Source organism: Flavobacterium sp. J49 (assembly GCF_011742145.1).
GTDB lineage: Bacteria > Bacteroidota > Bacteroidia > Flavobacteriales > Flavobacteriaceae > Flavobacterium.
In genome coordinates, this window is the sequence record NZ_JAAQQU010000098.1 from 162011 (window position 1) to 184108 (window position 22098).

The following is a 22098-nucleotide window of genomic DNA, read 5'->3' on the forward strand; positions in this document are numbered from 1 at the left end:
TAACAACCGAGTTCCATCGGGCATTCAAAGATACAATAATGGAACCGTTTGAAAAAAATATTTCCCTTTGATTAAACCTTTTGTGAATTTTATATTCCAACATTGGAACCAAAAAATAACAGATATGAAAATTAAAAATCTTGTATTAGGATTGACTTTATCAACTTTTATCCTAAGCTGTAGCAAAGATGAGAGCAACAGTAGCTCGTCTGAATTAAGTGAGGCAAGAGTGAGTGCCAAAATTGATATGGTAACTGAAGATGTAGCCAAAATTGCCGAAGACCAATATGCCCTTCAGGCCAATCCGGGCGCCGGAAGAAACAGCGAACTTGAAACGCAGGCATTACCACCTTGTGCTACTGTTGATATTCAACTAACGGCCACTTCTTGGATTAGAACGGTAACTTTTGACAATTGTACTTTACCCAACGGAAATGTAATCGACGGAACAATCATAGTAAGCGGGAGCTTGAATTTTGACACACCATCTTATACTATTATTTACAGTTTTGTTGATTTCCACCACAATGATATCTTAATCGAAGGTAACAGAAACATTGTTAGAAGTTTACAAAGCACAACTACTTTAGCCGCGGTTCATCCGGTAGCTTCAATGTCAATTGATATGACGGTAACTTTCCCTAACGGAAATGTTTATCATAGAGAAGGAAACAGAGTAAGAGAAATGATTGAAGGATTTGGTACCCCAATGATTTGGGCTGATAATGTGTTTTCAATTTCAGGAAGTTGGACTACTACTTTCCCAGCCGGAACCAGAACTTCAACCATCACAACGCCGTTAAGAGTAGAGGCCGACTGCCCACACATTGTTAGCGGAGTGGTAAACATTGTTGGAACCAACAATACTGCAACTTTAGATTACGGAAATGGTGATTGTGATAACCAAGCCACACTAACCGTCAACGGTAACACGACAACAATTAACTTAGGAAATTAATTTTATTTGAACTTAGTTATAAAAAGAAGAAGCTCCCAAATATGGGAGCTTTTTTTATGATTTATTGGCCAACTGACCACAAGCAGCATCTATATCTTTTCCTCGACTGCGGCGTACTTTGGCTACAATATCGTATTTGCTCAAAGCCTTGATGTAATTGTCTATTGCTTCGTCAGAAGCTTGCTGAAATTCACCGTCATCAATGGGGTTGTATTCAATTAAATTGACTTTACAAGGCACATATTTACAGAATTTCACCAAAGCATCTATCGAGGCTTTATCATCGTTAATGCCTTTCCAAACGACATATTCATAAGTAACTTTGCTTTTTGTTTTTTGATACCAATATTGCAAAGCTTCTTTCAATTCGGGCAATTGGAAGTTTTTAGTGAAGGGCATAATGTGATTGCGAGTTTCTTCAATAGCCGAATGTAAGGAAACTGCTAATTTAAATTTCACCTCATCATCCGCCATTTTTTTAATCATTTTAGAAACTCCCGAAGTAGAAACCGTAATGCGCTTAGGCGACATGCCCAAACCTTCTTCAGAGGTAATCATGTCAATGGCTTTCATCACGTTGTTGTAATTCATCAACGGTTCACCCATACCCATAAAAACAATATTCGACAACGGACGATTGTAATACAAACGGCTTTCTCGGTCAATCGCCACTACTTGGTCATAGATTTCTCCCGGTTCCAAATTTCGCATTCTTTTCAAACGTGCTGTGGCACAAAAATTACAATCCAAACTACAACCTACTTGACTCGAAACGCAAGCTGTGGTTCTGGTTTCTGTGGGAATCAAAACGCTTTCCACGATTAAACCATCGTGCAAACGAACCGCATTTTTGACCGTTCCGTCTTCGCTTCGTTGCATGGTATCGACTTTGATATGGTTAATCACGAAGTTATTTTCGAGCATCGCACGGGTTTCTTTAGACACATTGGTCATGTCTTCAAAATTATGTGATGCTTTACTCCAAAGCCATTCATAGACTTGATTGCCACGAAACGCTTTGTCTCCATTGGCCACAAAAAAATCACGCAATTGGGCTTTGGTCAAACTTCGGATGTCTTTTTTCTCGATTTCCATGGCGCAAAGTTAGTCATAAAGTTGAAATACTAATTTTGGAATTTGTAATTTTGACTTTTGAAATTGATTCTTATGCATTTCCTCTCCGACGAATTAGACCACTATGTAACCCAACATTCCCAAGACGAGCCGGAATTGTTGGCACAATTGAACAAAGAAACCCATCAAAAAATCTTGCAACCTCGCATGTTGAGCGGTCATTTTCAAGGCAGAGTTTTGAGCATGTTGTCGAAAATTATTCATCCGAAGCATGTACTGGAAATTGGCACTTATACTGGTTATGCCACTTTGTGCATGGCAGAAGGTTTAGCCGAAAACGGAACCATTGACACCATTGATGTAAATGAAGAATTAGTCGATTTTCAACGAAAATATTTTGACCGCAGCGAATGGGGCAAACAGATTGTTCAACATCTCGGCAGTGCAATTGACGTTATTCCTACTTTAGATAAAAAATACGATTTGGTCTTCATTGATGCTGATAAGGACAATTATATCAACTACTTTCATTTGGTGATACCCATCATGAACAAAGGAGGCATTATTTTATCTGACAACGTGTTGTGGAGCGGGAAAGTTTTAGAAGAAGTTAAGCCCAATGATAAAACCACCAAACTTATCATGGCCTATAACGAATTATTGAAAAATGATTCGAGAGTAGAAACCGTTTTATTGCCTATTCGAGATGGTTTGACTGTTTCGAGAGTGAAATAAAGCACGAAGTTAGAACTACGAAGTACGAAGTATATACTTAGAATATAATTTGTAACCCATAAATCCTGCAATGGCGCCAAAAGCATAGCCGGTTAGTATATCCGTTGGAAAATGTAAGCCCAGATAAATTCTACTATAAGCAAAAATCAATGGAAATAGAAACAGCCAATAAGCGTGTTTATAGTATCTCTTTAAAATCATAAAAGTCAACACCGTACTGGCCATAGAATTGGTCGCATGCCCTGAGAAAAAACTAAAAGATTTACTGGTTTTCACTAATCTTATAATACCATTAATCTCGGTATCATTACAAGGACGCAAACGCTCAAAACTGTATTTGAAAAGATTGACGGTTTGGTCACAAATGAGAATCATCACCGCAATGAAAAGTACATAGAAGCCAAATTTCTTCCAGCCGATTTTCTTTTGTAACCAATAAAAAACGAATAAAAAAATCGGAGCCCAATTGAGTTGCTTAGTTATAATCAACCACAATCCATCCCATCTTTCAGAACCTAAACCGTTCAGAAAAACCAGCAATTCCTTGTCGAGGTCAATTATTTTTTCAAGCATTAAAATTGGCGTTTAATCGGACCGGTTAAAGTGTCTAAATCTTCTGCGGCTTTATTAACATCGGGTAATATATTTTCAGAAACATTGCTTTTCACTTTGTCTACTTCGTCGGTAAAAGTGGAAGTCAATTCCTTTACAGAGCTGTTGATTTCCTGAACGTCAGCGCTTTTTTGAATTTCTGATTTGATGTCATTGGTAGCATTTTTCAATTGCGCCATTATTTTGCCAAGCGTTCTGGCAATTTCCGGAATCTTATCTGAGCCGAAAAGCATCAACGCTATAAAAATGATGAAAATTAATTCGCCGCCGCCTATTCCAAACATATTTTAAATTGCTTAATTATGAAGTCGCAAAGTTACAAAGTTCTGCTAATCAAATTTCGATTTTTCCGTTGTTTTTGGCCAAGAATTATTTGAGGTGTCAATATCCGCTGTTTCTTCCTTGGGATCGACTACAATTTTGGAAACCGCTTTTTTGGTGGCAAAAGTTCGACTCACTTCTTTATCATTCATTCTCCAAATTTGTGCCGGGAAATAATGATTTTCCTTAGTACCATCTTCAAAAGTAATTTCGACAATAATAGGCATAACCAATCCACCCGGTTTGTCAAAAGTGACTTGGTAAAAATACTTAGGCTCATTTAATTTGGCTTTTTCTTCCGTGCTGAAATTCTTGTTCACATAGTCATCCAAAGCTTGAAAATCTTCTATTTTAAAAGGCTTGTTTAGTTCCGGCTTGTAGGACGTACTTCCTTCTGCTATCATGTAAACCATCGGACCATTGCGAGAATCCCTGCGGCGACGGGTTTTCATAAAATCGTTAACTTCTTTCGAAGCTTCATTGCTTACAAAATATTTTTTTACTTCTTTAATCCCAATATCATTGTAGTCTGTGGTATAAAACCAACCTCTCCAAAACCAATCTAAATCGACTGCCGAAGCATCTTCCATCGTTCTGAAAAAGTCTTCCGGTGTTGGGTGTTTGAATTTCCAACGATTGGCGTAAGTTTTAAAAGCATAATCAAATAAGTCATGTCCCATAATGGTTTCACGCAATATATTCAAGGCGGTGGCCGGTTTTCCGTAGGCATTGTTTCCAAATTGACGCAAACTCTCCGAATTGGTCATTATCGGTTCTAAACCGGTTTGGTCGCCACTCATATAAGGAATAATATTTTTCGCCGGACCTCGACGGGTTGGAAAATTAGGGTCAAATGTTTTTTCCGCTAAATATTCCATAAATGAGTTTAAGCCTTCATCCATCCATGTCCACTGTCGCTCATCTGAATTGACAATCATCGGGAAAAAATTGTGCCCGACTTCGTGACAAATTACGCCCAGCATACCATATTTAGTTTGGTCACTGTATTTTCCGTTTTCATCCGGACGTCCGAAATTCCAACAAATCATTGGGTATTCCATGCCTTGGTCTCGTGCATTGATAGAAACTGCCTTAGGATAAGGATAATCAAAAGTATAATTAGAGTAGCTTTTTAGGGTATGTGCTACCATTCGGGTAGAATATTCGCCCCAAAGCGGGTTACCTTCTTTCGGATACAGAGAAATCGCCATTGAAGTAGTGCTTCCGGTTTTTACTGCCATAGCATCATAAATGAATTTTCTGGAAGTGGAAATCCCAAAATCACGCACATTTTCGGCTTTGAATTTCCAAGTTTTTTTCTTGTCTGAAAACCCTTTTTCTGCAGCTTCGGCTTCGGCTTGCGTCACCACAACCACCGGCTTATCGAAAGATTTTTCAGCTAGTGCATATCTTTTTAATTGTTCGGCCGTGAACACTTCGTTTCTGTTTTGCAAAGTTCCTGTGGCTTCCATAATATGATCGGCAGGAACGGTAATATTGACTTCATAATTCCCAAAAGTCAGCGCAAACTCGCCCGAACCCCAGAACTGCATATTTTGCCAACCCTCAACATCACTGTATACTGCCATTCTTGGGTAAAACTGAGCTAAAATGTACAAATTATTGCCGTCTTTTTCAAAATGCTCATAGCCCGAACGACCGCCATCCAAAATGTAATTGTTAATGTTATACCACCATTTGATAGAAAAGGTAATCTTTTCTTTGTTCTTCAAAAGCTTAGGTAATTCGATACGCATCATGGTTTGGTTGATGGTATAAGTCATTGGATTGCCTTGGGCATCTTTTACATACTCGATTCGGAATCCGCCGTCAAAATCTTCTTCTAAATATTTTCTGGAAAAGGCTTGCGCAGAAATGGCCGGATCGGTTTTATTGCTTTCCACCAAAGGCGAATTGGAGTTTCTGGCTTTTTCGTTTTGATCTAGTTGCACCCAAAGATAATCTAACGATTCCTTAGCATTGTTAGTATAAGTGATGGTTTCGGTCCCGTATAACTTTTGATTTTTGTCGTCCAGTTCTACATCGATTTTATAATCTGCTTGTTGCTGATAATATTCCGGTCCGGGCGCTCCTGAAGCCGTACGATACATATTGGGTGTTGCCAACAAGTCATACATCTGCTTGAATTTATCCGGATTTCTTTCTTCTGATTTGGTTGTTTTAGCTGCTTCTTGTGCTTGGGTCAAACCCATAACAAACAACCCTAAAATTGATAAAACCTTAGTTTTACGATTCATAGCCTAATTTTTTTTAGGTCATAAATGTAAAGAAATTTAAGTTGATGGAATAAATAGGAAATTATTTTAACATTCCTTTAGTGATTGACGAAGACAGTAAAAGATTCTGCTTTTTACCATTATTGTTAAATTGGATAATATTTTGTTGCTCAGAATGAACTTCGATTAAGATAGAATTGTCGACTTGAAGCGAGGAAACTTTTCCAATTTCTTTAATGCTTAAATAGCAAATCACAACGTTGCTTTCTACCTCACGACTCAAATAAGTATAGACTTTAGATTTTCCGTTGACGGTGAGTTTGAAATGTTCAGACAGGTATTTTTTCAATAAAAGTATGTCTTCGGCTGTTTCTTTTTCGGTTCCGATGTTGGTGTGTGTTTTATAAGCTTTGCTTACGGCATCATTCAAATCATCCATGAAAATTCGCGTGGTAATTTCCAATCTTTTTTTCTGCGGCACATAATCAATTTGGTAAATCGCCACATAAAATCGATGTGCCGTCATCGAGGTCAGCCCCAGAAAAAGCAACAACAAAACGGCTGTTTTCAATCCTCTTTTCATCATTCAAAAATGTTATTTACCATTATTTTTTAATAGGGTCAAATAATCCGTTGCCAATTCACTCAACCTAAAGTTTGCCATCCCTTTGTTCTTTTCATTGATGAAAGTTATCAATTTAGTATCGTCTACTATATAGTATAAAAACCCTTTGACATATTCTTCCGGAATTTTAAGTTTTTTAATGAAATAGTCATTCGTAAACTGGTTCTCTATTTTCACCATCATCCGCTCTTTCTTTTCAATGGCCAATTCTTTTTGCAACATGGCTGTTCTGCCGCTAATAGAATTCAATATCCCGTCAACACTCATACCGCCCAACGGAATTAATAACGGACTGTACCAATGAAAAGTCTCCGCTGTTCTTAATCTCCTTTCGGCCGGAGTGTATTTTTTGGCCGGTTTTTCCAAAATGCGCAAAGAAACCGCATTAATATGACTGTAATCTTTGATTTCAACTTCAGACAAATCAATGGTTTTGGGAATTAAATTGGTTACCAAAAGAGGTTTGGTCAAATCGGTTTCACTAATGACAATCTTGTGTGTTTCAATTTGCAAACTTTTAAATTCGAGTGTATCGCCTACTTTGACAAACAGAGAATAATTTCCGCTTTCATTAGAGTTGGTAACCGTTTCGGACCGAAGATTGAAGATATTAACCTCTCCCAACTCTTTGATAGGGCAGATAATTCTTCCTCTCAAAAAAGTCAATTCAGCCGATTGACCAAAGCCCAAACTTTGGATAAAGACAAAAAGAAAGAAAATTTTAAACTTCATTCTACTGGGTTTTACAAAACTTCAAAAATAGTAACTATTTATCTTCAGCCTTCAATAAATCTATATATTTTGTGGCCAGGTCAGCCAATACAAAAGTGGCCATGGTTTTGTTTTTCACATTCATAGCGCTCACAAATCTGTTGTCTTCCACCACAAAATACCAAAAACCTTTGACGTACTCTTCGGGGATTTTTAATTTTTTTACAAAATAATCGATACTGAATTGGTTCTCAATTTTCTGCAACATCGTTTCTTTTCTTTCCACTTCCAATTCCTTTTTGAGCATAGCCGTTCGTCCCGACATCCAATTGAACAAAGGATCCAAACCCGCAGACGCACCGGTTGAACCGTCTGTATTTCCGGAAACTCCATCGCCTGTAGCCGTTTTAAATTTTCTTTCGGCGGGTGTATAATGCTTGGTATTGGGCGAAATAATCCCGAGGGAAACTGCATTGATATTTTTGTATTGCTTGACGATAACCTCATCCAGTCGATTGATCATTGGTTCCAGTTTAACCAAAAATAAATCCTTGTCAAAATCCTCTTGAGAAACCACTATTTTCTTGCCTTTAATTTGTATTGCAGAGAACATCAAAGTATCACCAACACTGACTTTCAACGTGAAATACCCTTCTTTTTCAGTAGCTGTGGCAGCTTCAGTTTTTAGATTAATGATATAAATTCCGTCTAAATCGACTGATTCCGAAACGACTTTACCTTTCATTGCCTTTACTACAGTATTTTGTGCTGTAGTCAGATTTACTGTCAGCAACAACAACACTATTTTTAAAAAATGATTCATATAGGCGATTAGATTTGGTAAAAATATCTTAGAGCATTCCCAAATAAATGCCAATAGCTTGGTAATTTTTTGTTAAATAAAAGCGGGAAAACACTACTTTTGGAGTAGAATCAATTAAAAAATGAAAAAACTAATTATTGCCAGCACATCCACCGTTCACGGCGGCACTTATTTGGATTATTTGTTGCCCACTTTACAAAATCACTTCAAAGACTGTACTGAGATTCTCTTTATCCCCTATGCCCGTCCGGGCGGGATTTCTCATGAGGATTATACCGAAAATGTTCGTTTGGCTTTCGCCAAAATAAACAAAAACGTAAAAGGATTGCATGAATTTGACAATCCAACAGCAGCAATCCAAAATGCTCAAGGCATATTTACCGGCGGAGGCAATACTTTTTTATTGGTTACCCAATTATATGAAAATCAGGTGATGGAAGTTTTAGCCCAAACAGTTCAAAATGGCACCCCTTACTTAGGCACAAGTGCCGGAAGCAACATTACCGGATTGACCATGCAAACCACGAATGACATGCCGATTATTTATCCTCCGAGTTTTACAACTTTGGGATTGATTCCGTTTAATTTGAATCCACATTATTTGGATCCTGACATGAACAGCAAGCACATGGGCGAAACCCGCGAAACGAGAATTAAAGAATTTCATGCCTTCAATACCATACCGGTTTTGGGATTACGTGAGGGAAGTTGGTTAGAAGTTACCGGCGAAAAAATAATTTTAAAAGGGAATTTAACGGCGAGATTGTTTCAGCAAAATAAAGACCCTGAAGAGTTGTCTCCTGAGAAAGATTTGGCTTATTTAGGAGAATAAAAAAATACCGCAGATTCGCAGATTATTTATTGGTAATTTTTTAATCTTCAATAAAAAAACTTCAACCCTAACATTATTGCATAAAAAAAACCTCTAACACTAATTAGAGGTTTTAACTTAAGAGCGGAAGACGAGGCTCGAACTCGCGACAACCAGCTTGGAAGGCTGGAGCTCTACCAACTGAGCTACTTCCGCATTAACGGTGCAAATATATAGAATAAGTTTGCTTTGATGCAAATTTTTTTCAGAAAAAATGTTGTGAAAAATTTTAGCGATTATAACCCATAGAAAACCATTTAGTTATAAAGAGACACATGATAGAAATCAGAAAAATTTCAGCCCTAGAAACAATTGCAGTACGTCATCCGATACTCAGAAAAGGGAAAACTATAGAAAGCTGTCACTTCGAAGGGGATGATTTGACAACCACGCAACATTTTGGTTTGTATCAAAATGATAAATTGGAAGGTGTGATTTCGCTATTTGAAAACAATAGCCCATTGTTTAAGGAAAAGCATCAATCGCAAATCAGAGGCATGGCAGTTTTGGAAAACAATCAGGGAAAAGGTTTCGGGAGACAATTAGTTGAGCATGCCGAAAAGACCTTAAAACTTCAAAATATCGATTTGATATGGTTTAACGCACGTGAAAATGCTGTTGGTTTTTACCAAAAAACGGGATACGAAATCATTGGGAATTCATTTGACATTCCCGGGGTTGGTATTCATTATGTGATGTGGAAAAAACTACGACGCTAACTTCGATACAATATCTTGTTTGGCCGCCGGATGATAAATAAACAAACAAGATTTGTCTTTAATCACATTGATAATCTTTTGGTTCATCTCTACCGGAACTGCCGGACAACCCTGACTTCTGCCTAATCTTTTGTTTTGTTTGATAAAAGATTCAGATACATAATCGGCACCGTGTATTACTACAGCTCTTTCTCTGGCTTTATCGTTCAACCCTTTTTGCAAACCGTCTAATTTTAAAGACATGCCGTGTTTGCCCTTGTAGATTTCGGCGGTGGCATAAAATCCAACACTGCTTTTATAAGACTCTGCTTGATTAGAAAAGGCTTGGGCAAACTCTTCTCCGGTATTTCTTCCATGCGCTACTAAAGTTTGGAATAAAACTTTATTTTGGTCTAAATCAATCACCCAAAGTCTTTTGGTTGTAGATGACAAACTAAAGTCAACAATGGTCAGGATATTTTTTTGAATCAGCCCTTTTTCTTTAAGATGGTTAAACCCATCTAAAGCCAAATTAAAACTTTCAAAACTAGGCAACACAAAAGAATTAGCATCTATCTGACTGTAAACAGATACATTTTCAGATGCCTTTTTTTCCGTAGATTCAAGACTTATAGGATTCAGATTTGTTTTGTCGGGAAAGCTGTTGAAAGACATCAACAAGACAAAAAACAATAGAGAGAAGGATTTATAATTCATTGATTGCTATAGGTTTAATTAGACGTGGGTAGGGCAAATATATATTATATTTTACCAAAACCAAATAATTTCGTTTTTATTAAGCCAATTTTAATTTTTTTTAATCCAATAGAAATCAACAGGTTTTATTTTCGCAAAGGTTGTAAATATCAATTAAATAGTTATTTTTGTTTGTCAAACAAAATCATCAATGCCTAAAAAGTCCTACTTTTTTATCTCTATATTTTTGCTTTTCCCCTGTTTAGTTTTTAGCCAAAAGAAAACGCTTCAAACCCGCTCAACGGATACTAAAATCACTATTGACGGTAAGTTTGACGAGTCCGCTTGGAAAGAGGCTGAGATTGCCACCGACTTTGTCATGATTGAACCGGATAACGGCAAACCAATAGCCGAAGCAAAAAAGACCGAGGTTAAAATCATTTATGACAATAGCGCCATATACATTGCTGCTATAATGTATGATGACGAACCTCATAAAATTTTAAAAGAGTTTACCTTAAGGGATGATTTTGCCGTAGCTGATCATTTTGGGGTACTACTTAACGGATATAATGACGGACAGCAAGAATTTCGCTTTTTCGTCAGCGCTGCGGGTGTTCAACAAGATGGCGTGTACACCGAATCTTATGGTGAGGATTTCTCTTGGGATGCCATTTGGGACAGTCATGTGGAAATAACCAACTTCGGCTGGACCGTTGAAATGAGAATTCCCTATGCCGCACTTCGTTTTCCACCGGAAAAAAAACAAACTTGGGGTTTGAATTTTTACCGAGAAATTCGACGGGATCGCCAACAGTACTCTTGGTCGCTTTTAGACCGAAAAATTGAAAACGAAAGTATTCAAGCCGGTATTTTGGAAGGCATTGAAAACATTCAAACCCCAACCCGTTTGTTTTTGATTCCTTATGCTTCACAATACTTTTATTCGAATACTTCTCAAAGAACTTACGGAGAATTTCGCGGTGGAATGGACATTAAATACGGCATCAACGATGCTTTTACGTTAGATGCTATTTTGATTCCCGATTTTGGTCAAACTAAATTTGATAACGTAGAATTAAACCTCACGGCTTTTGAACAGCAATTTGCCGAAAACCGACCTTTTTTTACCGAAGGAACCGACCTCTTCAGCAAAGGTGATTTATTATACACGAGAAGAATCGGTGAAACTCCGGATTATTTAACCGTAGCCGATAATGAAACCGTTTTAGACCAACCAAGCAATATCAGGCTTATCAATGCATTCAAAGTGTCCGGGAGAACAAAGAGCGGGTTAGGAATTGGCGTATTGAATGCTGTTTCGGAAAAACACAGTGTTCATATTCGAAACAACGACACCAACACCACTCGCCTCGAAACCCTTTCTCCATTAACCAATTACAATGTATTGGTACTCGACCAACGCTTTCGCAAAAACTCCTCTGTTTCACTTGTTAATACTAATGTAACTCGTAATGGTGAATTTAGAGACGCTAATGTTTCGGCTTTGGTTTGGGATTTGAATACCAAGAAAAACACCTATAATATTTCGGGGAATTTCAAATACAGTTATATCAATAATCATTTTGATCTTGAAGACAAAAAAGGAATAAGCTCTTACTTCAACTTGGGAGAAACCAGCGGCAAATACCGTTTTAGTATTGGTGGTGTTTATGCATCGGATGATTTTGACAATAATGATTTGGGGATTAATTTTCAAACGCACTATCACGGATTTTATGCCAACTCGAGTTATCGGATTGTAAACCCCAACAGTGTTTTTAATACCTTTTCGGCTAATTTAAATTCATATTCCGAATTTGATAACAGAACCGGTAGAATTCAATCGGGCTACATGCGTCTGAATTTTAATACTACTGATAAAAAAAATGATTACTTCGGTTTCGGTGTTACGGCTAATCCTTTAAACGTTCACGATTTTTACGAACCGCGCTCCTTCAACGAGGAACGATTTGTGATCATACCTGACAATTACAATACTTACTTTTATTTTTCAAGTAATTATAACCGAAAATGGGCATTGGACATCAATCCGTTTGTTACAAAATTCAACGAGAAAGGACGCATGAATTATGGATTTGTTTTTAGTCCGAGATATCGCTTCAGCGATCGATTGTCTTTGATTTACAATTTTACTTTCAACCGCCAAAACAATAATATCGGTTGGATTGCTTTTGATGAAAATGACAATACCATTTTCGCCCGAAGAAATCGAATTACTTATACTAATACAATACAAGGAAAATATTCTATCAACAACAAAATGAACTTTAACCTGAATGTTCGTCACTATTGGTCATTTGTAACCAATCATGATATCCTGACGTTACAAGATGACGGTGGTTTCACTCAAAATACAACTTACACTGAAAACCGAAATTCAAACCTCAACCTTTGGAATTTGGATTTGACTTATTCTTGGTGGTTTGCCCCAGGAAGCCAAGTTTCGGTTTTGTATCGCAATAATTCAGCCTTATTCAGCAGAGAATTTAACCGCCAGCTCGAATCCAATATTCGCGACGCTGTGAATAATGAAAATTTAAACCACGTTTTCTCCATCAGCATCCGCTATTTTATTGACTACAATACGGTGAAAAATTCTAAATTCTACAAATCGTTTACCAAGCCTAAGGAAAGGATTCACTTCTAGAAAAATCAAATTTTAGCCTTATCTTTGCTACTCACTCTAGGCCATAGGCCTTACTGTATGTAATAAAACAATACCCAATGAACAAGAAAGTAATCCTTATGATTTTAGACGGTTGGGGCAAATCACCCGACCCTAAAGTATCTGCCATTGATAATGCTAACGTTCCGTTTATTAACGGCTTATATAAACAATATCCTAATGCCCAACTCCGAACCGACGGTCTAAACGTAGGCTTACCCGAAGGACAAATGGGGAATTCAGAAGTAGGACACATGAATCTTGGTGCCGGAAGAATTGTTTATCAAGATTTGGCCAAAATTAACTTGGCAGTTGCCCACAAAACCATGAGTCAGGAAAAGCCTTTGGTTGATGCTTTTCAATATGCCAAAGACCACAACAAAGCCGTTCACTTTTTAGGTTTGGTTTCAGATGGCGGCGTGCATTCACACACTTCGCATTTGCGCGGTTTGATTGATGCTTCGCAGGAATTTGGATTGCAAAAAGTATTTGTGCATGCCTTTACTGATGGTCGCGATGTTGACCCCAAATCGGGGAAAGGGTATATTCAAGATTTAGAAAATTATCTTCAAAATACTACGGCCAAAATAGCTTCGGTTATTGGACGTTATTATGCCATGGACAGAGACAAACGCTGGGAACGCGTGAAACTCGCTTATGATTTGGTTGTAAACGGTACGGGAAAACACAGCACTAATTTGGTTCAGAGCATAGCCGATAGTTATGCCGAAAATGTAACCGATGAATTTATCCAACCGCTATCAGCTGTCGATTCGAACAACCAACCTTTAGCCACCATTCAAAACGATGACGTGGTGATTTTCTTCAACTTCAGAACCGATAGAGGAAGAGAATTGACCGAGGCGCTTTCGCAAAAAGACTTCCACGAGTTCAACATGCACAAGCTTAATTTGTACTATGTCACCATGACCAATTACGATGATACCTATGAAAATGTACACGTGATTTACGACAAAGACAACATCACTGAAACGCTTGGTGAAGTCTTAGAAAAAGCAGGAAAGAAACAAATTCGCATAGCCGAAACCGAGAAATATCCACACGTAACTTTCTTCTTTTCGGGCGGACGAGAAGTACCTTTTGAAGGCGAAACCCGTATTTTGAGAAACTCTCCCAAAGTCGCTACTTACGATTTGCAACCCGAAATGAGTGCCTTTGAACTCAAAGACGCTTTGGTGCCCGAGTTGCAAAAAGGCGAAGTCGATTTTGTGTGTTTGAATTTTGCCAATGGCGATATGGTAGGACACACCGGTGTAATGGAAGCTGCCATCAAAGCTTGTGAAGCCGTAGATGCTTGTGTCAAAGAAGTCGTTGAAACGGCTTTGGCTCATGATTATACCACCATTATCATCGCCGATCACGGCAATTGTGAAACGATGATTAACCCGGATGGTTCACCCAATACAGCGCATACGACAAACCCGGTGCCGATTATTATGGTCGACAAAGACCATATCCGAGTACACGATGGTGTTTTGGGCGATTTGGCTCCAACGATTTTAGAACTCATGGGCGTTCCAAAACCTGAGGTCATGACCGGAAAATCACTTTTAGTACGATTATAAAAAAAGCCCCGATAATTCGGGGCTTTTTTTATTTCAACAGCTCATAATAACCTCTTTCAATACTTTCCTGATGAGTTGGGTGCGCAATTTTGACCATTTCGTTCAGGCGTTGTTTTAGGGTTTTACCATATAAGTCGGCGATGCCGTTTTCGGTAATGATGTATTGTACATGGGAACGTGTTGAGACTACACCGGCACCTTGTTTTAAATAAGGTACAATTCTGCTTTCGCCTCTTTTGGTGATAGACGGTAGCGCAATAATAGCTTTTCCGCCTTCGCTTAAAGAGGCGCCACGAATGAAATCCATTTGTCCGCCAACGCCGGAATACATTTTGGCACCAATTGAATCAGCACAAACTTGTCCGGTTACATCGACTTCTATAGCAGAATTGATAGCCACCATTTTAGGATTTTTACGAATACGTGCGGTATCGTTCACCATGGAGGATTCCTTCATTTCTATAAACGGATTGTCATTGACAAAGTCATACAAACGTTTGGAACCAATTAAAAAAGTGGCTAACACTCTGCCGCGCAAGGTGCCTTTATAATTACAATTAATCACATCACTTTCAATCAAATCAATCACACCGTCGGAGAACATTTCGGTGTGTAACCCTAAATCTTTGTGGTTTGTTAATTTGCTCAAAGCTGCATTGGGTATCGAACCGATTCCCATTTGCAACGTGCTTCGGTCTTCAATCAAAGAAGCAATGTACTCGCCTATTTTTTCTTCTTCTTTGGAAAAAGGTGTTGGCGCGTGACCAAAAATGGGTTCGTTCACTTCTACCAAATAATCAATCTCGGATACATGAAGAATCCCGTCTCCAAAGGTTCTCGGCATTTGCGGGTTAACTTGGGCAATAACAATTTTAGCATTTTCAATCGCTGCCACAGTCGCTTCAACGGATACGCCTAAGGAACAATAACCGTGTTTATCGGGTGGTGAAACGTGTATAAAAGCTACGTCAATCAGCAATACTTTTTTGCGAAACAAATGCGGCAACTCGCTCAAAAAAACCGGTGTGTACGAACCGTTTCCGGCAGTTAAAGTATGACGAACATTGGCTCCGATAAAAAAGGAATTGACATGAAAACTATCGACTAACTCAGGATTGGCATACGGTGCCGGACCTTCGGTGTGCAAGTGACAAACCTCAACATTGCGGAGCTCTGCGGCTCTTTCGGCTAAAGCTTTGGTTAAAATGGTTGGTGTGGCTGCTGCTGCCTGAACATAAACCCTATCGTTTGATTTTACTACTTTGACTGCTTCTGCAGCCGTAACATATTTACTCATACCTAAAAAATTTTGAACAAAATTATATCGGAATACCCTATAAAAATATGACATTTCTCATGAGAGAAAATTTAAATAATTATAAATAAAAGTTAAAATTTCAATATTGATAGTATTACTATTATATTTGCAAAAAATATTATCAGCATGAATTCGATATTATCTAATTTAAAAATTCAGGTAAATGAAAAGATTTACGTGAAAGACCCGGAAACTTCAGCACTTGGAAAGAAAATCATCCAAGAAAGTATACTGTTGATTGACGAAATTGGGTTTGAAGTCTTTACTTTTAAAAAGCTGGGCGAAAGAATTGGATCTAATGAAAGTTCGATATACCGTTATTTTGAAAGCAAACACAAACTCTTGTTGTATTTGTCTTCTTGGTATTGGGGATGGATGGAATACCGTTTGGTATTTTCTACTTCTAACATCGTTGATCCTTTAGAAAAACTCAAAAGAGCCATCACCATAGTGACCGAAAAAATCGAAGACGACTCTACCACACTTCACATCAACGAATCGGTTTTGAATAAAATCATCATTGCTGAATTTACCAAAACATTGTTGACCAAAGAAGTAGATGCCGAAAACAAAGAAGGTTTCTTTTTGGTTTATAAAAGAGTCATCAACCGTATTATCGACATCATTCAAGAGATCAATCCGGAGTATGGTTATGCCAAAAGCCTCGCATCTTCTATAGTCGAAGGTTCGCTCCACCAACACTTTTTAAAAGACCATTTGAAAACCATCACCAATTGTAATGAAAACAATTCGCCAACCCAATTTTATATTGACTTGGCCCAAAAAACTTTAAGCAAATAACTATGGCACTAAGCGCATCTCAAAGATTAATTAACCTACTGAAATTGGACCGAAAAGACATTTCGCAAGTGTTCTTTTACGCCATCTTCGCGGGATTGGTGAGTTTATCATTGCCTTTAGGCATTCAAGCCATTATCAATCTGATTCAGTCGGGAAGAGTTAGTATTTCCTGGATTGTTTTGGTATTTATTGTGATCGCCGGCGTGGCGTTAGTTGGCATTTTATCGCTGATGCAGTTGCGTATTACCGAGAATTTGCAGCAAAAAATATTTATTCGTTCCTCGTTTGAATTTGGCTTTCGCTTACCTAAAATAAAAACCGATGCTTTACACAACCAATATCCGCCCGAATTGGCGAATCGTTTTTTTGACACTTTGACGATTCAAAAAGGCGCTTCAAAATTGCTGATTGACTTTTCTTCGGCGCTTTTGCAAATTGCCTTCGGGATTATTCTCTTGTCTTTGTACCATCCGTTCTTTATATTTTTTGGTCTTTTCTTGGTGATCCTGCTTTATGTAATCTTCAGGTTTTCTTACAACTCAGGACTGTCCAGCAGCTTAAAAGAATCTAAATACAAGTATAAAGTGGTGAGTTGGTTACAAGAAATGGCCCGAAACAATTTCAGTTTTAAAAAAACATCCAACTTCGATTTTGCTTTGACCAAAAATGACCGCCTCGTTTCTGAATACTTAACTTATCGCGAAAGACATTTTAGTATTATCAAACGACAATTCACCCAACTGATTGTTTTTAAAATCATCATCACGGCCGGATTATTATTGATTGGCGGCTATTTGGTATTGAATCAAAAAATGAATATCGGTCAATTCGTTGCGGCAGAAATCATCATCTTGTTGGTTATCAATTCAGTGGAAAAAATCGTTATCGGATTGGAAACGCTTTATGATGTTTTAACCGCAGTGGAAAAAATTGGGCAAATCACCGACTTAGAAATTGAAGAAACCTCGTCAAGAGCTGCGGATTATTGTTACACCAATATTCAATTGGCCGCTGAGAACTTGAGCTATAAATTTCCCGATGCGTCCAACTATGTATTAGAAAAAATCAATCTCACGATAGAACAATCAGAAAAAATCTATTTAGAAGGACTAAACGGTTCCGGAAAAACAACTTTGATTCGGATTCTTTCCGGGTTACTGCAACCTACTTCGGGTTCGTTTTACATCAATGATGATACCTATCGAAAAATTGATTTAGAACAGTATCGTTCGCAAATCAGTACCATTATTATAGGGGAAACGCCTTTTGAAGGTACTATTTTGGAAAACATTACGTTCAACAATCCGTTGATTTCTCAAGAAGATTTGAAATGGGCGATTGAAAGCGTGCATTTGGGTGATTTTATCAAGGCTTTGCCCAAAGGTTTGGACACTAAAATCTACCCCGAAGGCAAACAATTGTCTTCTTCTAATGCGCAAAAAATACTTTTGGCAAGAAGCATTATCAACCGCCCGAAAATTCTTTTCTATGAAGATGCTTTAGATAAAATGGATGAAGATGCAGCAAAAGAAGTCATCGATTTCATTACTTCAAATGACAATAAATGGACTTTAATTGTTTCCTCTAAAAACGACTATTGGAAACAAAAATGTGCCCGAAAAATAACGATGAGTGACGGAAAAATTATTAATGACACTAAAAAACAATAACGATGCTTAACATTTCAAATAACAATCGAATTGGCGAAAGCATAGAAAAATACAGCACGTTTAAAACACTTAGTAACCGACCGCACTATAAAATTTTGAACAAAATCATAGTCGGCGTTTCACTCTTGGGTTTATTGATTTTGTTTTTGCCGTGGACACAAAACATCTCCGGAACCGGCGCGGTTACCACTTTAAAACCTGACCAAAGACCGCAAACCATTCATTCGGCCATAGCCGGACGAATTGAAAAATGGTATGTCAAAGAAGGTGATTTTGTGCAAAAAGGCGATACCATTCTTTTTATTTCAGAAACCAAAGAAGATTATTTGGATCCAAACTTGGTAAAAAACACCGAAAGCCAACTCAAAGCGAAAGAACTGGCCGGAAAATCTTATGGTGGTAAAGTAACGTCGCTCGAAGCGCAAATTGCAGCGATTCAAAGTGAACGCCAATTAAAATTGCAACAAGCCCAAAATAAAATCAAGCAATCTCGGTTAAAAGTCAAAAGCGACAGCATGGATTTGGTAGCCGTGAGAACCCAAATTAAAATCGCGACCACACAATTTAACCGTTCGTTGGCCTTGAACAAAGAAGGCTTAAAACCCATGACCGATGTGGAAGAAAAACGATTAAAACTACAAGAAACCGAAGCCAAAATTATCACCCAAGAAAATAAGCTTTTGGCCAGTGAAAACGAATGGATTAACGCCAAAGTAGAAATCAATCGCATCATTGCCGAATACAACGAAAAAGAACAAAAAGCCCGAAGCGATCAATACACGGCACTCAGCAGTCAGTACGACACTGAAGCACAAGTCAACAAACTCAAAAACCAATACACCAATTACCAAATTCGAAACGGCATGTATTACATCAAAGCGCCACAAAGTGGTTATGTTAACCGAGCGCTGCAATCGGGTATTGGTGAAACGATTAAAGAAGGCACACAAATCGTCAGCATTATGCCGGCAAAATATGATATTGCGGTAGAAACTTTTGTATCGCCTACTGACTTACCGTTATTGCACAAAGGAGAAAAAGTTAGGGTTTGGTTTGACGGTTGGCCTACCATCGTTTTTTCGGGTTGGCCTAATATGTCCTACGGTACATTTGGCGGAAAAATTGTGGCCATCGAAAATTTTATCAGCGACAACGGAAAATTCAGAGTGTTGATTGCTCCAGACGAAACGGAAGCTGCCTGGCCAAAACAAATCAGCATTGGTTCGGGTGCGCAAACTTTAGCCTTATTAGACAATGTTCCGGTTTGGTTTGAAATTTGGCGAACGCTTAACGGTTTTCCACCCAATTATTACCAACCCAAAAATAACCTTCAAAAAGACAAAAAGTAATGAAATCAATTCTTTTAGGTTTTTTATTTTTCAGCCTATCGACTTGGAGTCAAAATGCTACCAAAGAGTTTACGTATAACGAGTTTTTAGGTTATGTCAAAAAATACCATCCGTTGGTTAAAAGTGCCAACTTGGAACTCAATCAGGCACAAGCCAATTTAATGATGGCGCGTGGTGGTTTTGACCCTAAAATTGAAGTCGATTTTGAACAGAAAAAATTTAAAGACAACGAATATTATTCGATACTGAACAGCAGTTTTAAAATCCCAACTTGGTATGGTGTAGAAATCAAAGCCGGTTTTGACAACAATGACGGCATTTACCTGAATCCTGAAAATACCGTTCCGAATCAAGGGTTGACTTCGCTCGGGATTTCCATTCCGCTAGGGCAAGGGTTATTCATTAACCAACGCATGGCCGATTTGCGCAAAGCCAAAATCCAAGTCAAATTGAGTCAGGCCGAACGCAATTTGATGGCGGTTTCGGTTTTATATGATGCTTCGGTTGCTTATTTTAATTGGAAGCGAAATTTTAATGAAGTCACTTTGTACCAAAATTATTTGACCAATGCCGAAGTGCGTTACAAAGGCATCGCAAGATCTATCGAAGAAGGTGACAAACCTGCGATTGACAGTGTAGAAGCCGGAATTATCGTTAGAAACCGAAAACTGAGTTTGGAAGAATCCAAATTGAAATTGGCAAAAGCCCAATTGGAATTGTCCAACTTCCTTTGGTTGGAAAATAATGTGCCTATGGAGTTACAAGATGATATGATTCCGGAAGAAAATTTGGCCGCAACCATCAAAGAAACGTTACGCACCAATGATTTGATGTTGGAAAATCCATCGTTGGAAAACCATCCTAAAATCAATGCGCTCGAAAATAAAATCGAAATGCTCGAAGTGGAAAGAAGATTAAAAGCCAATATGCTTTTGCCCAAAATAGACATTGGTTATTCCTATTTATCCGAACCTAGTTATTTTGACAATTACCGCTTTCAGGATTACAAGGTAGGCGTGAATTTTTCCTTTCCGGTATTTTTGCGTAAAGAACGCGGGAGTTTACAGTTGGCTAAATACAAATTACAAGACGTAAAATTCGATTTAGATTTGGAAAGAGTACAATTGAAGAATAAAATCAAAGCCCAGCAAACCGAAATCGCTTCATTGGAAAAACAACAACAGTTGATTGAAAGCCTGGTCAACGATTACAGTACGATGTTAGCTTCAGAAGAACGGCTTTTTTCTTTTGGTGAAAGTTCTGTCTTTTTGATTAACTCCCGAGAAAATAATTTGGTTACGGCCCAACTTTCAAAATTAGCAATCGAAAACCGTTTTTTAGATTCGAATGCCACTCTGTTTAAAATCATGGCGAATCCGGAATAATTTTAAAAAAAGATTAGAATGAATCAATCCATGAAAAATTATCTCTTTTTATTTTTTCTTTTTCATTTCTGATGAAGTTCAAATAAGCATTGGCTGCCGGGCTCATTTTTTTTCCTTTTAACCATATTAAAGTCCAATTTGTAACCACCGGAAGACCCTTGGAAGGAATTATCTGAATGACCCCGCTTTCAAGTTCGTTTTTCAACCCAATTAATGGCATAATAGAAAGTCCAAGTCCGGCAATCACCGCTTGTTTCACAGCTTCGTTTGAGGTTAGTTGTAACTTCAATTTGGCTTGAATACCTTGTTTGCTAAGATAATTTTCCATAGCGATTCGAGTAGCGGAACCATCTTCCCTATAAATAAGAGAACTATAGGCCAAAGATTCTTTTACTTTATTGAGTGTAGGCAAGGCATGAGTATGATTAGCCACTAAATATAACTTGTTCGTCAGAAGAAGCTCTGATTCTACATCTATACCGGAAGGCAATGTTGACACTAAGGCAAAATCAACCTCATTATTTTTAAGTGCCTTAATCACCTTTAATTTATTGGTAACATCCATCTCCAAAGCTATTCCCTTATTGTTATTGGTAAAATCGGACAAGAAATAAGGCATCACATATTTTCCGGTGGAAACTACGGAGATTTTTAATTTCCCTGTCAACACTCCTTTGAAAGCCAAGGTCTTGTAGTTTATGTTGTAAACTTCATTAATGATGTTTTCAGCGGCAACCGCAATTTCTTCCCCAAACTCAGTAATATACAATTGTCTGCCCACCACCTCTGTTAAAGGAATCTCAAACTGGTCCTGCAAATTTCTGAGTTGAATAGATACTGCAGGCTGAGTTAAATGAAGTTGTTCTGCTGCTTTAGTAATGCTTTTAGTTTGTGTGATTTTTAAAAACACTTGGAGTTGATGTAAAGTATAATTCATAA

20 protein-coding genes and 1 tRNA gene are annotated in these 22098 nt (G+C 37.9%); 10 read left to right on the plus strand and 11 right to left on the minus strand.

Annotated elements, in window-relative coordinates; all coding sequences use genetic code 11:
* The first annotated feature begins 124 nt into the window (after positions 1-124).
* Positions 125-958 carry a hypothetical protein gene (locus tag HA632_RS03815; protein ID WP_176305886.1) on the plus strand — a complete coding sequence of 278 codons (834 nt, stop codon included), beginning with the start codon at positions 125-127 and terminating at the stop codon, positions 956-958.
* A 54-nt stretch (positions 959-1012) separates the two neighbouring features.
* Here the strand turns inward: HA632_RS03815 and rlmN are convergent, their stop codons facing one another.
* The gene (gene rlmN / locus HA632_RS03820; protein ID WP_176305887.1) at positions 1013-2053 is read right to left on the minus strand and encodes a 23S rRNA (adenine(2503)-C(2))-methyltransferase RlmN; all 1041 of its coding nucleotides are present in this window, start codon (positions 2051-2053) and stop codon (positions 1013-1015) included.
* Positions 2054-2125: 72 nt separating this feature from the next.
* Here rlmN and HA632_RS03825 point away from each other — a divergent pair, with 72 nt between their 5' ends.
* On the plus strand, positions 2126-2767 hold the full coding sequence (locus HA632_RS03825; protein WP_176305888.1) for an O-methyltransferase: 642 nt from the start codon (positions 2126-2128) through the stop codon (positions 2765-2767).
* Between the two features lie 15 nt (positions 2768-2782).
* Here HA632_RS03825 and HA632_RS03830 read toward each other — a convergent pair whose 3' ends face one another.
* The 6 genes from HA632_RS03830 to HA632_RS03855 form a co-directional block, all read right to left on the minus strand.
* The gene (locus tag HA632_RS03830) at positions 2783-3340 is read right to left on the minus strand and encodes a phosphatase PAP2 family protein (protein ID WP_176305889.1); all 558 of its coding nucleotides are present in this window, start codon (positions 3338-3340) and stop codon (positions 2783-2785) included.
* On the minus strand, positions 3340-3663 hold the full coding sequence (locus tag HA632_RS03835; RefSeq protein WP_176305890.1) for a twin-arginine translocase TatA/TatE family subunit: 324 nt from the start codon (positions 3661-3663) through the stop codon (positions 3340-3342). The genes HA632_RS03830 and HA632_RS03835 overlap by 1 nt, the downstream gene beginning before the upstream one ends.
* 45 nt (positions 3664-3708) lie before the next feature.
* Positions 3709-5958 carry a M1 family metallopeptidase gene (locus tag HA632_RS03840; RefSeq protein WP_176305891.1) on the minus strand — a complete coding sequence of 750 codons (2250 nt, stop codon included), beginning with the start codon at positions 5956-5958 and terminating at the stop codon, positions 3709-3711.
* A gap of 61 nt (positions 5959-6019) precedes the next feature.
* Entirely contained in the window at positions 6020-6523 is a 504-nt protein-coding gene (locus HA632_RS03845; RefSeq protein ID WP_228778749.1) for a DUF6702 family protein, read from the minus strand.
* 9 nt (positions 6524-6532) lie between these two features.
* Positions 6533-7294 (minus strand): hypothetical protein, encoded by a 762-nt coding sequence (locus HA632_RS03850; protein ID WP_176305892.1) that lies wholly within the window; start codon positions 7292-7294, stop codon positions 6533-6535.
* A gap of 34 nt (positions 7295-7328) precedes the next feature.
* Positions 7329-8096, minus strand: a complete 768-nt coding sequence (locus tag HA632_RS03855; protein WP_176305893.1) for a hypothetical protein — start codon at positions 8094-8096, stop codon at positions 7329-7331.
* A 121-nt stretch (positions 8097-8217) separates the two neighbouring features.
* Between HA632_RS03855 and pepE the strand changes: the two genes are divergently transcribed.
* Positions 8218-8928 (plus strand): dipeptidase PepE, encoded by a 711-nt coding sequence (pepE, locus tag HA632_RS03860; RefSeq protein ID WP_176305894.1) that lies wholly within the window; start codon positions 8218-8220, stop codon positions 8926-8928.
* A 122-nt stretch (positions 8929-9050) separates the two neighbouring features.
* Here the strand turns inward: pepE and HA632_RS03865 are convergent.
* Positions 9051-9123: transfer RNA gene (locus HA632_RS03865), tRNA-Gly, on the minus strand.
* Positions 9124-9242: 119 nt separating this feature from the next.
* Here HA632_RS03865 and HA632_RS03870 point away from each other — a divergent pair.
* Positions 9243-9686 (plus strand): GNAT family N-acetyltransferase, encoded by a 444-nt coding sequence (locus tag HA632_RS03870; RefSeq protein ID WP_176305895.1) that lies wholly within the window; start codon positions 9243-9245, stop codon positions 9684-9686.
* On the opposite strand, the gene HA632_RS03875 is transcribed toward HA632_RS03870, so the two are convergent.
* Positions 9675-10382 (minus strand): murein L,D-transpeptidase catalytic domain family protein, encoded by a 708-nt coding sequence (locus HA632_RS03875; protein WP_176305896.1) that lies wholly within the window; start codon positions 10380-10382, stop codon positions 9675-9677. The genes HA632_RS03870 and HA632_RS03875 overlap by 12 nt on opposite strands.
* A gap of 190 nt (positions 10383-10572) precedes the next feature.
* Between HA632_RS03875 and HA632_RS03880 the strand changes: the two genes are divergently transcribed.
* Positions 10573-13032 (plus strand): DUF5916 domain-containing protein, encoded by a 2460-nt coding sequence (locus HA632_RS03880; protein ID WP_176305897.1) that lies wholly within the window; start codon positions 10573-10575, stop codon positions 13030-13032.
* Between the two features lie 77 nt (positions 13033-13109).
* On the plus strand, positions 13110-14636 hold the full coding sequence (gene gpmI, locus HA632_RS03885; protein WP_176305898.1) for a 2,3-bisphosphoglycerate-independent phosphoglycerate mutase: 1527 nt from the start codon (positions 13110-13112) through the stop codon (positions 14634-14636).
* Positions 14637-14664: 28 nt separating this feature from the next.
* Here the strand turns inward: gpmI and HA632_RS03890 are convergent, their stop codons facing one another.
* Positions 14665-15933, minus strand: coding sequence for an acetyl-CoA hydrolase/transferase family protein (locus HA632_RS03890; RefSeq protein ID WP_176305899.1), 1269 nt, complete (start codon positions 15931-15933; stop codon positions 14665-14667).
* Between the two features lie 147 nt (positions 15934-16080).
* Between HA632_RS03890 and HA632_RS03895 the strand changes: the two genes are divergently transcribed.
* Genes HA632_RS03895 through HA632_RS03910 form a run of 4 tightly spaced genes read left to right on the plus strand, consistent with a single transcriptional unit; the run spans position 16081 to position 21159 of the window.
* Positions 16081-16755 (plus strand): TetR/AcrR family transcriptional regulator, encoded by a 675-nt coding sequence (locus HA632_RS03895; protein ID WP_176305900.1) that lies wholly within the window; start codon positions 16081-16083, stop codon positions 16753-16755.
* 2 nt (positions 16756-16757) lie between these two features.
* Positions 16758-18425, plus strand: a complete 1668-nt coding sequence (locus tag HA632_RS03900) for a peptidase domain-containing ABC transporter (protein WP_176305901.1) — start codon at positions 16758-16760, stop codon at positions 18423-18425.
* A gap of 2 nt (positions 18426-18427) precedes the next feature.
* Positions 18428-19774 carry an HlyD family secretion protein gene (locus HA632_RS03905; protein WP_176305902.1) on the plus strand — a complete coding sequence of 449 codons (1347 nt, stop codon included), beginning with the start codon at positions 18428-18430 and terminating at the stop codon, positions 19772-19774.
* On the plus strand, positions 19774-21159 hold the full coding sequence (locus HA632_RS03910; RefSeq protein ID WP_176305903.1) for a TolC family protein: 1386 nt from the start codon (positions 19774-19776) through the stop codon (positions 21157-21159). The genes HA632_RS03905 and HA632_RS03910 overlap by 1 nt, the downstream gene beginning before the upstream one ends.
* A 13-nt stretch (positions 21160-21172) precedes the next feature.
* Here the strand turns inward: HA632_RS03910 and HA632_RS03915 are convergent, their stop codons facing one another.
* The gene (locus HA632_RS03915) at positions 21173-22096 is read right to left on the minus strand and encodes a LysR family transcriptional regulator (protein ID WP_176305904.1); all 924 of its coding nucleotides are present in this window, start codon (positions 22094-22096) and stop codon (positions 21173-21175) included.
* Positions 22097-22098 lie beyond the last annotated feature (2 nt).

Excerpts from the sequence above, each read along its gene's own strand:
- HA632_RS03815 (WP_176305886.1), top strand. The coding sequence starts at position 125 with ATGAAAATTAAAAATCTTGTATTAGGATTGACTTTATCAACTTTTATC.
- rlmN (WP_176305887.1), bottom strand. The coding sequence starts at position 2,053 with ATGGAAATCGAGAAAAAAGACATCCGAAGTTTGACCAAAGCCCAATTG.
- HA632_RS03825 (WP_176305888.1), top strand. The coding sequence starts at position 2,126 with ATGCATTTCCTCTCCGACGAATTAGACCACTATGTAACCCAACATTCC.
- HA632_RS03830 (WP_176305889.1), bottom strand. The coding sequence starts at position 3,340 with ATGCTTGAAAAAATAATTGACCTCGACAAGGAATTGCTGGTTTTTCTG.
- HA632_RS03835 (WP_176305890.1), bottom strand. The coding sequence starts at position 3,663 with ATGTTTGGAATAGGCGGCGGCGAATTAATTTTCATCATTTTTATAGCG.
- HA632_RS03840 (WP_176305891.1), bottom strand. The coding sequence starts at position 5,958 with ATGAATCGTAAAACTAAGGTTTTATCAATTTTAGGGTTGTTTGTTATG.
- HA632_RS03845 (WP_228778749.1), bottom strand. The coding sequence starts at position 6,523 with ATGATGAAAAGAGGATTGAAAACAGCCGTTTTGTTGTTGCTTTTTCTG.
- HA632_RS03850 (WP_176305892.1), bottom strand. The coding sequence starts at position 7,294 with ATGAAGTTTAAAATTTTCTTTCTTTTTGTCTTTATCCAAAGTTTGGGC.
- HA632_RS03855 (WP_176305893.1), bottom strand. The coding sequence starts at position 8,096 with ATGAATCATTTTTTAAAAATAGTGTTGTTGTTGCTGACAGTAAATCTG.
- pepE (WP_176305894.1), top strand. The coding sequence starts at position 8,218 with ATGAAAAAACTAATTATTGCCAGCACATCCACCGTTCACGGCGGCACT.
- HA632_RS03870 (WP_176305895.1), top strand. The coding sequence starts at position 9,243 with ATGATAGAAATCAGAAAAATTTCAGCCCTAGAAACAATTGCAGTACGT.
- HA632_RS03875 (WP_176305896.1), bottom strand. The coding sequence starts at position 10,382 with ATGAATTATAAATCCTTCTCTCTATTGTTTTTTGTCTTGTTGATGTCT.
- HA632_RS03880 (WP_176305897.1), top strand. The coding sequence starts at position 10,573 with ATGCCTAAAAAGTCCTACTTTTTTATCTCTATATTTTTGCTTTTCCCC.
- gpmI (WP_176305898.1), top strand. The coding sequence starts at position 13,110 with ATGAACAAGAAAGTAATCCTTATGATTTTAGACGGTTGGGGCAAATCA.
- HA632_RS03890 (WP_176305899.1), bottom strand. The coding sequence starts at position 15,933 with ATGAGTAAATATGTTACGGCTGCAGAAGCAGTCAAAGTAGTAAAATCA.
- HA632_RS03895 (WP_176305900.1), top strand. The coding sequence starts at position 16,081 with ATGAATTCGATATTATCTAATTTAAAAATTCAGGTAAATGAAAAGATT.
- HA632_RS03900 (WP_176305901.1), top strand. The coding sequence starts at position 16,758 with ATGGCACTAAGCGCATCTCAAAGATTAATTAACCTACTGAAATTGGAC.
- HA632_RS03905 (WP_176305902.1), top strand. The coding sequence starts at position 18,428 with ATGCTTAACATTTCAAATAACAATCGAATTGGCGAAAGCATAGAAAAA.
- HA632_RS03910 (WP_176305903.1), top strand. The coding sequence starts at position 19,774 with ATGAAATCAATTCTTTTAGGTTTTTTATTTTTCAGCCTATCGACTTGG.
- HA632_RS03915 (WP_176305904.1), bottom strand. The coding sequence starts at position 22,096 with ATGAATTATACTTTACATCAACTCCAAGTGTTTTTAAAAATCACACAA.